Origin of the sequence: Pedobacter sp. KBW01, from assembly GCF_003852395.1 — a bacterium.
In the GTDB taxonomy this organism is placed as follows: Bacteria; Bacteroidota; Bacteroidia; order Sphingobacteriales; family Sphingobacteriaceae; genus Pedobacter.
This window is the reverse complement of record NZ_QAJQ01000019.1, coordinates 1-11,732: the sequence shown is the minus strand read 5'-3', so window position 1 is coordinate 11,732 and position 11,732 is coordinate 1. Positions and strand designations below refer to the sequence as shown.

Genomic DNA, 11,732 nt, shown 5'->3' with positions numbered 1-11,732 from the left:
ATGGGGTTGATTACGGTAAATGGTTTACAGATAGGAATATAATTGCCATTTAATAAAAAAAATCATCTTTTTTAATGATTGACCTGCACCGCTAGCCGCGCTATTTTTATTAGAAAATCAAGATCATGAAAAAAGTAATTTTTATTGTTTTCCTTGCCCTTGGGGCAGGAGGGATGGCGCAAGCTCAGTTTTTGAGTAAACTCAAAGAAAAAGCAAAAGCAGCAGTAGGCAGTTCAGTTGACCGCTCTACTGATAAGGTAGTGGATAAAGCTGTAAACAAAACCGTCGACAATGCTACGGACAAGGCAATAAACAAAGCAGGGGAAAAATTGAACAACTTGTTTAAAAAGAAAAACAAGAAACTTGCAGATACCATACCATCTGTAGTTCCTGATTCAAATAAAACGGCTATCAAGCCCGAAAATAAAAACCAATAAGTTTACCAAAGGGTAAACTCTGGATGGTTAAACTAATTATCGGCTGCATCGGCTAATAATTAGTTTAGCGCTCAAAGACTATCTGATAATTTTAAAAAATAAACCGATCAAAAGATATTCACCCTAATCAGTGCCCTGTTAATTGTAACCGGGCTTTAGGTGTGTTTGACAGTTTGAAATATTAGCGGCAGGCGATTATAAATTGAATGTAAAAGAGCCACAATTGTGGCTCTTGGGTATAAATGGAGTTTTAGTAGTTATATTTATTTAAAGATAGAGGTTCAACCCTTAATTTTAACTCAACACTTTTTTTAATTTAACGTATTGATTTAATATTCCGTACAATAAATCCAGATCAAAGGGTTTGCGGATGTAAGCGTCGAAGCCGTTTACTCCGTACAAACGGTCAATATTGTAGTTACAGCTTGTAGCAATCACAGGCAGATGAGGATATTTCTGTTTGATCTGGAAGCAGATTTCCTTGCAGGTATCGCCTTTCAGACGGTAGTCTAAAATCACTACATGTGGTCTTCTCTCATTTATTAATGAAAGAAAATCAATTTCATAGCCTTGGATAGGATATACCTCAAATCCCTCAGCCTGCAAAGCTAATGTCATTACGTCCAAAACTGCAGCATCGGTATCTTGTACGATTATGGTTTTCATTGGGAGTAGTTATTAAATATCTAAATAGATAATAATAGACACACGTCACTTTTACATGACCTGCTACGCCAATGAAAGCCAAATAACTTATATCTAAACAATTCGCGCAAAAAATGAACCAAGTCCAGGGTTTCATAAATTAGTCAATATTTGTCTGACCAAAGTTTTTTGTGTAATTAAAGTTATGTTTTTTATCAATAATATCGTGGTTGAATTTGTCACAGTTTATCGCTGAAGGGTTTACCATAAAAATCAATTTAAGCCTTGATATCTTTCTGCGATCATTGTACCGTTTCGCATTAACCAAGCAACTTCGGTAGTAACCGCCAGGATAGCAATTTTGTGGTGATGAAAGGGGGATTCATTAAATGGTGATTCAGGAGGATAAGTTTAAAGTCGAGAAAATATTACCGATATTTATGATTTAGAAAGAAAATCTGTTATTGGGAATTGAGTAGCTTAGCGCAAGTTTATAGAGGTACTTCCATTTGTATCAGTATACAAAACAAACAGGGAATTCCATCTGGCATTATTGGGCATCCCAACTGGATCCTACAACCGGTACCTAAGCTTAATATTTCTTCCTATTGCCTTAAGCAAACCAGGTATATCGTTAACCGTTGCATCAGCAGCATCCCAATCGCCTTTCAAATTGCGGGCAAGTTCATATTGCTTATCGTTCAGGTTAATCTGAATTGAGCTGGTTTCTTTAGTAATTCCTTTCGTTACAACGGTGTAGGTGTAATCATTTTCCTCAAAGGTGATGCGCATGGGTAAACTCATATTGCAAACATAGCGTTAAACTTGTGTTTTTATTGTGTCACAGATAGTCAAAAGACATTATTTATTGTAGAAAGGTTTTACACATATTCGGCATTAAGGAAGATTAAGGGGGGCATTGGTTTTTCTGGATTTTAATACGCTTTTATACCTTGCTTAAATTGCTAACTTTAATGCATCTACATTACTGAAAAATACAAATGAAAAACATTGTTGTTATCATTGTTCTAGTATTCATGTTTGGATTGGCTAAGGCGCAATCTAACCGGGAGGATATAGAAATCCAGTGGCCGAAGGCTGAAGGCTGGAAACTTGATGAAAAATTATCTGTCCAAACGGATTTTTCGCGTCGTCATCATAAGTGGGATGTTAAAGATGATAAGCAGAAGGGCTGGCAAAAAGTGGTGATGATATTAAATGATGATATCACAAAAAGTACTAAGCCCCTGGATAGCATTGATGTATCCCATGATTTATTAAAAGACAAAGGCATTCGTTTTGCGCTCCTGGCGGAAAATAAAAACGGGCCTCATCCCTTTAGATTAATCAGCCTGGAAAACAGGACGCTTAAATCCGAGCAAACACCTGTTTCTACCCTTATTTACATTATAGATGGCAAGACCTGCAGGCATACTGTGCTTGTTTCAATGAAAACAACAAAATTTCCGGTTGATTTTTTAAAACAATGGTCTAAAATTTTGCTAAGCAGTCGTATAACTTCATCAAAAGATGGGAATTTTGAACTTACGGATGATGCTTTTCTTGATGTTAAAGAGGTAAACGGAGCCAGTGAATTTTATATTGTGGCTAATTTTAAATCAAATCAGGTGGAACATCTGCTTAAGGGGCAATCCGCTAGAATTGTAATAGATGATTTTCCTGAAATGAACCTTTCTGGTGCAGTTTCAGAGATTGGCAAATTAAAAAATGAATCTCCTTTAAGTTCTCCGAATAACCAAAGCGGAAATTATGTGAAAATGGTTGAAAGATTTCCTGTAACGATTAAAGTTGAAGTACCGGCAGTGGATAAGGATAAGTTTAGAAGTCACATGAGTTGTATGGTCAGGGTGGCTACAGCTCCATAAAACGGATATGGAAAGTCCAGCACAATTGTTTAATGTTTTAATGATTCAAGGGATAAATGGAAAATCATCAAATTGATAGTTCGCAAATATACTTGCAGGAAAATATTCCCTTATCAGAGGAGGAGATCAAGGAAATGGAACAGGGGCATCAGGTGATAATAAGGGTTGTTGCGATTACCATAGTTGTTAGTATGGCCATTATGGGGTTAATTGGTGCTTTTGCTGTAAAAAGGGAGACTTTGCAGGAGCTGGGTTATGAGGATTATTTTGCTTTTTTGTGTATTGGAGTCTTATTTTTCGGTTTTTGCTATTTCTTTGCCTGGCTTTGCGCTCAGTATTTCAGGTATAACTGGAAGAAGGATAAATTAAACGGAAAAAACAAATTAACGAGTATAGTGATTCACCGGGACAAAACAGAGCATGCACAATACCTTACTTTTTCCGGGCCATTAAAAAATGAAAAAATAAGAATTGAAGTTAAGCCAGGGGATTATTACCGTTACAAAATTGGATCGAAAGTTATTGTTACTTATTTGAAATTTACTAAAAAAGCCCTCGAAATCACTGATTTTTAAGCTAAGGTACCCCATTGTTAATTTCATGCTTGTGTAAATCCAGTCCCCAATACATCAAGCCAAAATACAAGATGAGAAAGGCAAAAGTAATTAGGTGCAATCTCTACAATCCAGATTGTTTGAAGGCTTTAATGGTAAAACTACTCATAAAATCTAATCCAAATGCAATTAGGAATGCAAATCGAAAGCTGTAGGATTAAAATCAGGTGTTTTTGCTTTAAAGATCTATCATATTATAAAAAAAAACATGCTGACCTTTTAAACAAAGTAAAATAGGACTTTTAAACAAAGTCAGTGATTTTAAGGCACCCTAAATTTGTTTCAACAAAAACGAGATAAAAATGAAACAAAACAATTATCAGGGAGCCTTGCAACAAGCAATCAGTTCGGGCTTTAATGCAAAATCGACAACAAAAGATGTAATCAAAGGCATTGACCTTACAGGTAAGATTGCTATTGTAACCGGCGGGAATACTGGCATAGGATTGGAAACCACCCAGGTTCTTGCAGCAGCAGGGGCAACAGTTATTGTACCCGCTCGGGATATTGAAAAAGCAAAGAAAAACCTTCAGGGAATTGCTAATGTGGAGATCGCGGAAATGGACTTAATGTCTCCTGTATCCATTGACGCATTTGCAGAAAGTTTTCTTGCATCAGAAAGACCACTACACTTGCTAATCAACAATGCAGGCATTATGTGGGTGCCGTTGCGGAGGGATAACCGTGGCATAGAATCACAATTGGCAACCAACTATTTAGCACAGTTCCAGCTTACGGCGAAATTGTGGCCTGCTCTTAAAAAGGCAAACGGCGCAAGGGTAGTCAACGTTTCTTCACATGGACATCAATTCGCTCCTTTCAATTTTGATGATCCTAATTTTCTGAACAGGGATTACGAAACTTTACAGGGGTACGGACAATCCAAAACGGCTGTCAACCTCTTTTCGATGGAGCTGGATAATCGGGGGCAATCATCCGGAGTCAGCGTTTATTCGGTACATCCCGGTTCTATCGGTGGTACTGAACTGGGAAGGGAGGCACCATTGGAATTGTTTCAGCAAATGGGCTTTGTAGATGCAGCAGGAAAGATGCTGCCTGAAGTCGCAGCATCTTTAAAGACAATTCCGCAAGGTGCTGCTACAACAGTTTGGTGCGCAACCAGTCCATTACTAAATCATATCGGTGGGGTATATTGTGAAGACGTGGACATTGCGGTGCTATGTTCAGATAGCGCTTCTCCCAAAGGTGTAAACCCTTATTCATTCGATGAAACCAGCGCTAAAAAATTATGGGTACTGACCGAAGAAATGACTGGCCTTAAATTTAATCCATAACCATACTGCTATGAAAAATTTAATAGATAAAGTTGCCGTAATTACTGGTGGTAACAGCGGTATTGGGTATGCAGCCGCAAAAAAACTTAAGGAAAAGGGAGCGAATGTCATTATCACGGGAAGAAGAAAAGAAGCAGTAGAAAAAGCAGCAAGGGAACTGAAGGTAACGGGCTTAATCGCCGATCAATCCAGGTTGACAGACATTGAAAACTTTGCCGCACAGGTCAAAGCGCAATTTGGTAAAGTTGATATCCTGCTGGTCAATGCGGGGATTACCAAGTTCTCCACGATTGAACTGATAGCAGAAAGTCAGTTTGATGAAATGATGGATGTAAATTTCAAAGGGGCTTATTTTACCTTGAGCCGATTTATTCCTTTGCTCAATGATGGTGCATCGGTAATTATGCTTTCTTCGACATCTGCTACAATATCCCCGCCAAGCGCCTCAGTATATGCGGCAAGTAAAGCGGCTTTAAATGCGGTTGTGAAAATTGCAGCCCTTGAACTGGCCTCCCGGAAAATCCGTGTCAATGCGGTAAGTCCCGGACCGATAGCCACCGAGATTATGAATAAAATCGGGCTGAATGAAACTTTGGAAAATCAATTGGTACAAAGTGTTCCTGTCGGAAGAATGGGGACGGCGGATGAGGTAGCGAACATGATCCATTATTTGGCCAGCAAAGATGCTTCTTTTTTAACCGGCGCTAATTTTTTGGTCGATGGTGGGCAGTCTATTTAGTTCCTGTGATAACCATAAACAGGAAAGGAAGGTGAATGGTAGCTATTTTAGCTTCCTTTCTTGTAATAATGGTCTTTAAAACAAAGTAAAATATCAACTATTTTCTATTTTTATATTATTGCATTCTTTCTTAAAAATAAATGTATGGAATACAAAGCCAGATATATTACCCAGGACATTAAACTCTCGAGTTATGAGGACAAGTTTTTCAAATCTGATATTATGTTTGACCAACATATGCTGGTATGGTTCCTTTCAGGCGAAACCAAGATTGTGCAGGCCGATGCGACCTATTTTTTCGGGAAAGGGGATATTTTCCTGATCCCAAGGAACCAGTTGGCTACGATTATCAACTACCCTAAAGATGGTCAGCCACATCAAACAGTTGTGATGCATTTATCACCTGATCGGCTCAGGGATTTTTATGCAGGTAAAAACGTGAGTTCCAAGCCTCCTACAACACAGAAAATCTACAGTTTTAACAATCATCCCTTGCTGGAAAGTTGCCTGGCATCACTCATCCCATATTTTGAGATGAAGGATATACCGGAAGATATTGCTTCCATTAAGATATCTGAGGCAATCAGTATCCTCAGGACGGTGGACAAAGAAATTGATCATGTATTAGCGAATTTCGAAGAACCAGGTAAGATCAACCTGACCGATTATATGGAAAAGAATTTTATGTTCAATCTGCCGATAGAAAAGTTCGGCTATCTTACGGGCAGAAGTCTGACTACTTTTAAACGGGATTTTAAGAAGGCTTTTAGCACGACCCCACAACGCTGGTTGACACAAAAGCGGCTAGAACTGGCCCATTATCAGCTTAGAGAAAAAAAGAAAAGACCTTTGGATGTCTGCTACGAGGTAGGTTTTGAAAATCTATCTCATTTTTCCTTTGCCTTTAAAAAACAGTTTGGGTTTGCACCTAGCTATTTGATCAACCAAGCTGCAAGCCATTGATGGCTTGCAGCTTTACAATTTATAGAATGATTGACTTATTGGATGCCTGGATAACTGTTTGTTAAGGTTGGACAGGAGTGGCCAGTAACTGCAGTTCCCAGGTAAGACTTGTTCCAACATTTCCGGAGTGGTCAAACAAGATTTCCGCTAGTGCAGGCACACTTTCTGTACGGGCCCAGTCCCTTTGAAGTTCTGCTGAAAAAACGCCCCAGGTTATTGGTACTGCGCCTGCCTGTATCATTCTCAGAACAGCCATTTCGTGTGCTTCAAGGCTTACGCCTCCTGATGCGTCTGTAACGATGTAAACTTCATATCCTTCACCTAAGGCCTGGATCACTGGCATGGCAAGACAGATTTCAGTCCACAGGGCTGCCATAACGATTTTCTTTTTGCCGGTTGCCTTTACCCAATCCATAACCCGCTGGTCTTCCCAGGTATTGATGAAAGTTCTGTTGATCGGTTTTTGCTCTGGAAATACATCTTGCAGTTGTTTTAACAACAGGCCACCGCGTTCTTCCAGAACTGTGGAGAGGAGCGTGGGTACATTAAAGGCCTTTGCTGCCTTTGCGAGCCCCACTACATTGTTGATAATCGTCTGGCTGTCGTGGCTTCGCAGTCCGGCAAACTGGAATGGTTGGTGGTCAATTAAAAGCATTGCGCAATTGTCAGGTGTCAATAAAGCATTAAGACCTGTTTTGTTGTTTTCTGTAGTCATTTTATTTGTTTTTAAGTTATGATTTGATGGTGATTTTATTTACATAAAGTTGCCTACTTGCTCCGGGGATACAAATGAGGCAGGTCATGAAATCGGATTGACCTATGTCAATCCAAGCCGTGATCTTTTGCTGCCCGTTTTGCAAGGAAAATCATTTAACTATAGGCATTTAGTTTTACTACGATCATTTGAAATTTCTAAGTACCTTTAATCATCAGGCAGGATGGTTGGTTTGGCAGGTGTTGGCCGCCCTTATTCACTAATTTTATCAATCAGATGATATGTACCAGGCATTAAGAACTTTTATAGATGGCAAAACAGGACTGAAGATCCCTGATGAGGAATTCAAAATCGTGGAGGCGGCATTTACACCCAGGATGATCAAAAAGAAGCAGTTCCTTTCACATGAGGGGAGTGTCTGCCAGCACATGGTATTTATTGTAAAAGGGGCTATGCGCCAGTATACAATCGATGACCGCGGTGTAGAACATATTGTGCGGTTCGCAATTGAGAACTGGTGGATGAGTGACCGGGAGAGTTTTAGTATGCTCACTCCCTCGATATATAACATCGATGCCCTGGAAGATTGTGAGATTTTAGCTACCACTAAGGAAAAGATCACTAATCTGAAGGATCAGTCGTTACATTTCTTAAAGATGGCGCACGTACTTGATGAAAACCATTATATCGCTAACCAAAACCGGATACAGGCAAATATCAGTTTTACGGCAGAGGAAAAGTTTCAGCAGCTCATGAAAACCTATCCTGAGTTTATCAGGCGGTTTCCGCAGAACATGCTGGCTTCTTATTTAGGACTTAGCCCGGAGACCTTGAGCAGGGTCAGAAAACAAATGCTATTAAAATAATATGCTGTCCGAAGTAAGCTTAAAAGGTTTCCTTTATTTGAATTTATTAGGGCTTTAATCTGGTATATGGCCCAATTGGCCCAATCCGCTAAGCCAGTCTTCGGTGTGCCAGGTGCGTATTATTTTTCCGTTCTGGAATTCGTGAATGTCAACAGCCTGAATGCTCATCGTTTGGCCTTTTGATGCAAAGCCCCTAAAATTAGCTTGTTGTTTTCCGCTGAGCACCGAGCGTACGATTACTTTATTCCCATCTTGAAGGATATCTTTAATCTCACACTTAAAATCAGTGAATACCGTAGTCAGGTGATTAAGCAGGCCGCCAACTTCTTTTTTTCCAACCGGATGGTTTGGATCAGCTGGAAAGTCCTGCCACTGCTCATCAAGCAGGCTTTGCAGTAATGTTGAATCCTTGGTATTGAATGCCTTGTACCATTTTTTAGCTTGTTGCTTGTTCTGGGCTTGCTCAGTTCCATCAGAACGCTTTTTTTCCTGTGAACAGGAAGCCACCAGGAGACCTGTGATGGCTAGTGCTGCAATGGTGACTTTTTTCCATGTTTTTCCTTTGGTTGGTTTTAGATGACTGTTTTCTAAAGTTTTCATGATTTTCTTGTTTTTAAAGTGCCGTGGCACCGCCGTCAATAATTAATTCTGAACCTGTGGTGAAGGTTGATTCATCCGAAGCTAAGTACAGCACCCCGTAGGCTACTTCATTTGGATTGGCTTCCCTGTTTAATGGTGTTGCTCCGACGGCCATTTGCTCAAAATCAGACGCCCCATTCATCTCTTTGGTCATCGGTGTAGCCACATAACCTGGATGAACGGAATTTACCCTGATGTTATCTTTGGCAAATTCTGTTGCAGCTCCTTTGGTAAAGCTTCTCGATCCGCCTTTAGATGCGGTATAAGCTGTTGCATTGGCTGAGCCTATAATGCCACCGATTGAGGAGATATTGATGATGGATCCTGATTGGTGCTTTCTCATATAGGGTACCACAGTCTTTACCCCAAGAAACTGGCTCAACAGGTTCACACCAATTACCTTGTTGAATTCCTCAACGCTGCGGTCTTCGATTGGACCAAGGAGGTTTCCGGTGATGCCTGCGTTATTTACCAGAATATCAATTCTGCCATAGAGCAGTTCTGTTTTTTCGGCCATATCAATCCAGCTCTGCTCTGAACTGACATCCTGAACTGCATATTCGGCAATGCCTCCCTGGCGTTTTATCTCCTCTGCCACAGCCTTCAGTTTTGCTTCCTGGACATCGGTAATGAATACCTTTGCACCCTCGGCGGCAAACAATATCGCTTCTGCCGCTCCCATACCACCGGCAGCACCGGTGATGATGGCTACCTTATTTTCTAACCGTTTCATTTAGCTGATCTTTACTAAGTTTAAAGTTGCCAGCGCCCCTTTGGCCTGCTGAAATTTGCTGCCTACTGCTAATGAGCCCAGATCAATAGGAGCAAAGCCAATTTCTGAAATGGCCTGTGAAACAATCTCTTTGGCTTGCTGGTCATCGCCTGATACAAACAAAACCCTGTTGCCATTTTCGACGTGGGGATCCTGTTCCAGGATTTTAAAGAAGATGGTATTGAAAGCCTTTACGATACGGGCACCAGACAAATGCTGTTGAACAACTTCGCTGGAAGCAAGGCCATCGAGATAGGCTACCTGGAAGTCAGGAGCATAAGTAATGAAGTGATTGGTTGCGTCAACTACGATACGTCCATCCCAGTCGGTCAGCCCGGAAAGTCCAAGTACTTCTGACCAGGGAAGTGCCAGTATAACAATATCCGCCTTTGCGGCTTCTGCAGGTGTTACGGCTTTTACACCCTGTCCTAAAAAGGCTGTGGTGGCTGCTAGCGATTCTGGAGCCTGACTATTGCTGATCAATACAGGGAAACCTGCTTTTGTAAAATGTCCGGCAACAGCTTTTCCTATGTTTCCAGCTCCGATTATTCCAATTGACTTTTTCATAATGATATGGTTTTAAATGTTTTGATAAACCAAAATTAGATAGAAACAGACGCATCGGCCATTGACGCAGGTCACTAAAGTCGATTGACCTATATCAAGTGGTTTTGATAATATAGGTTATTCTGATCGTAGCAATATTGAGGGAGATTTGTGCTATAATCATTTACGTAATTTCACAATGGAAAGCAATAAAGCCTTATTCTACAGGGGTATCAATTCGAAGACTGGTAAATTCCTGGTCAATTGTCTGCTACCTTCCAGACGACTTCAATCCGTGGGCAGCATCGTTTTTTTAGAGCATCTTTATCCCATAGATCTCCGGTATGATCATTCACCGCTTCCCTCTGGGGACTTTGCCCACCCGCACCGTGGTATTGCTACTTTAAATTATGTACTAAGCGGTAGTCTTTCGCATTATGATAGCAGGGGGTATCATGATATTGTAAATGCTGGTGGGCTGCAATGGATGAAGTCAGGAAATGGGATTATGCATGATGAGAAGCCTTTCACCAGGGAAAAAGATAGGCCTATCTTCCATTCACTTCAGTTCTGGGTTAACCTGCCTGGTATCCATAAAAAAGAAGACCCTGAATATGCTGCTATACAGTCGGAGGATGTTCCTGAAGTTCAGTTGCCGGATCATGGTGGAATCATCAGGATCTTGTTGGGTGAATTCGGGGTATGGAAATCATCTTTGCCGACCTTTAATTCTGAATTTATTTATCACATCCGTTTGAATCCTAATTCCAGGTTTTCATTTTTGCCACGCCAGGGTGATGAAGTGGCTGCATTTGTCCCGTCTTCAGAGGTAGTTATAAATGACATTGTGCTAGGAAACAGTAAAATGCTGGTGCTGGAGGAAAATGTCAGAGAGATTGTTTTTCAAAACGATAAGATCAGCGTAGCGGATATTTTTGTTTTTGGGGGTAAACCCTATAAGGAGCCTATTGTGGTTGAAGGACCATTTGTTATGAATAGTGATGCCGGCATTGCCGATGCATATAAGGACTTTTTTACTGGTGCTTATGGATGTATTGATTATCTCTAGACAAATTCAAATATTTCAACATTTGATACAAATATATCGGCTTGTGTAAAGCATTTTCTCGAAATAAAGGTGTTGGTGGAGATTTCGGAAGGAGTGACAATATCATTTCGGAAAGTAGAGTCAGTTGGTTTCGTTAAAAAATGACCGATTCAAATTATTGATTATAAATATGTTTCAAATGTGCAGTTTTTTGTTGGTAGTCAATCTGTAACAGAATGACTTGGTCAAGGCGTCCGAAATCTCCATTATAAACCAAATATGTAAGAATTTTGAAGTTGAATTACTGAAAAAGGCTCTAGATATTTTTATCTGGAGCAGCGACTGGTTTTTGAGTAGTGAATTTTTTGTCAAACGTTTGTGCAGATTAACTGTTGTGCGGTTTGATTTTTATTTATAACATTGTGTGATCCTTGTTACTACGGAAGAGAAAACCAATCAGATGTTTATCTGAATGATCCTATGGCCATATTCTACCCACTGGCTGGTTATTGGTATTCTCTTAAGCGGTTTCCCTCTGAACCAAATAATGTCTTGTCCTGAAATAGC

Annotated in this window: 14 protein-coding genes; 8 read left to right on the top strand and 6 right to left on the bottom strand. The window is 40.2% G+C overall.

Going from position 1 to position 11,732, the window contains the following annotated elements:
• Positions 1–125 precede the first annotated feature (125 nt).
• Positions 126–437, top strand: a complete 312-nt coding sequence (locus tag DBR40_RS18020; protein WP_124561135.1) for a hypothetical protein — start codon at positions 126–128, stop codon at positions 435–437.
• Positions 438–731: 294 nt separating this feature from the next.
• On the opposite strand, the gene DBR40_RS18015 is transcribed toward DBR40_RS18020, so the two are convergent.
• Positions 732–1,103 (bottom strand): response regulator, encoded by a 372-nt coding sequence (locus DBR40_RS18015; RefSeq protein WP_124561134.1) that lies wholly within the window; start codon positions 1,101–1,103, stop codon positions 732–734.
• A 552-nt stretch (positions 1,104–1,655) separates the two neighbouring features.
• Entirely contained in the window at positions 1,656–1,886 is a 231-nt protein-coding gene (locus DBR40_RS18010) for a hypothetical protein (RefSeq protein ID WP_124561133.1), read from the bottom strand.
• A 197-nt stretch (positions 1,887–2,083) separates the two neighbouring features.
• On the opposite strand from DBR40_RS18010, the gene DBR40_RS18005 reads away from it, so the two are divergent.
• The 5 genes from DBR40_RS18005 (at position 2,084) to DBR40_RS17985 (ending at position 6,579) form a co-directional block, all read left to right on the top strand.
• Positions 2,084–2,968 carry a hypothetical protein gene (locus DBR40_RS18005; protein WP_124561132.1) on the top strand — a complete coding sequence of 295 codons (885 nt, stop codon included), beginning with the start codon at positions 2,084–2,086 and terminating at the stop codon, positions 2,966–2,968.
• 56 nt (positions 2,969–3,024) lie between these two features.
• Positions 3,025–3,543 carry a hypothetical protein gene (locus tag DBR40_RS18000; protein ID WP_124561131.1) on the top strand — a complete coding sequence of 173 codons (519 nt, stop codon included), beginning with the start codon at positions 3,025–3,027 and terminating at the stop codon, positions 3,541–3,543.
• Positions 3,544–3,884: 341 nt separating this feature from the next.
• Entirely contained in the window at positions 3,885–4,877 is a 993-nt protein-coding gene (locus tag DBR40_RS17995) for an SDR family NAD(P)-dependent oxidoreductase (RefSeq protein ID WP_124561130.1), read from the top strand.
• Positions 4,878–4,887: 10 nt separating this feature from the next.
• Positions 4,888–5,616, top strand: a complete 729-nt coding sequence (locus DBR40_RS17990) for an SDR family NAD(P)-dependent oxidoreductase (protein WP_124561129.1) — start codon at positions 4,888–4,890, stop codon at positions 5,614–5,616.
• 144 nt (positions 5,617–5,760) lie between these two features.
• On the top strand, positions 5,761–6,579 hold the full coding sequence (locus tag DBR40_RS17985; RefSeq protein WP_124561128.1) for a helix-turn-helix domain-containing protein: 819 nt from the start codon (positions 5,761–5,763) through the stop codon (positions 6,577–6,579).
• 61 nt (positions 6,580–6,640) lie between these two features.
• Here DBR40_RS17985 and DBR40_RS17980 read toward each other — a convergent pair whose 3' ends face one another.
• Complete coding sequence (locus DBR40_RS17980; protein WP_124561127.1) at positions 6,641–7,294, bottom strand: hydrolase; 654 nt, start codon at positions 7,292–7,294, stop codon at positions 6,641–6,643.
• 281 nt (positions 7,295–7,575) lie between these two features.
• Here DBR40_RS17980 and DBR40_RS17975 point away from each other — a divergent pair, with 281 nt between their 5' ends.
• Positions 7,576–8,160, top strand: a complete 585-nt coding sequence (locus DBR40_RS17975; RefSeq protein ID WP_124561126.1) for a Crp/Fnr family transcriptional regulator — start codon at positions 7,576–7,578, stop codon at positions 8,158–8,160.
• A 54-nt stretch (positions 8,161–8,214) separates the two neighbouring features.
• On the opposite strand, the gene DBR40_RS17970 is transcribed toward DBR40_RS17975, so the two are convergent.
• From DBR40_RS17970 to DBR40_RS17960, 3 genes are read right to left on the bottom strand one after another with little or no spacing between them, the layout of a single operon-like run.
• Complete coding sequence (locus DBR40_RS17970) at positions 8,215–8,760, bottom strand: ester cyclase (protein ID WP_124561125.1); 546 nt, start codon at positions 8,758–8,760, stop codon at positions 8,215–8,217.
• 13 nt (positions 8,761–8,773) lie between these two features.
• Complete coding sequence (locus tag DBR40_RS17965) at positions 8,774–9,532, bottom strand: SDR family NAD(P)-dependent oxidoreductase (RefSeq protein ID WP_124561124.1); 759 nt, start codon at positions 9,530–9,532, stop codon at positions 8,774–8,776.
• Positions 9,533–10,138: an NADPH-dependent F420 reductase gene (locus DBR40_RS17960; RefSeq protein ID WP_124561123.1), complete on the bottom strand. Its 606-nt coding sequence runs from the start codon at positions 10,136–10,138 to the stop codon at positions 9,533–9,535.
• A gap of 178 nt (positions 10,139–10,316) precedes the next feature.
• Between DBR40_RS17960 and DBR40_RS17955 the strand changes: the two genes are divergently transcribed.
• Positions 10,317–11,186 (top strand): pirin family protein, encoded by an 870-nt coding sequence (locus tag DBR40_RS17955; protein ID WP_124561122.1) that lies wholly within the window; start codon positions 10,317–10,319, stop codon positions 11,184–11,186.
• Positions 11,187–11,732: the final 546 nt, after the last annotated feature.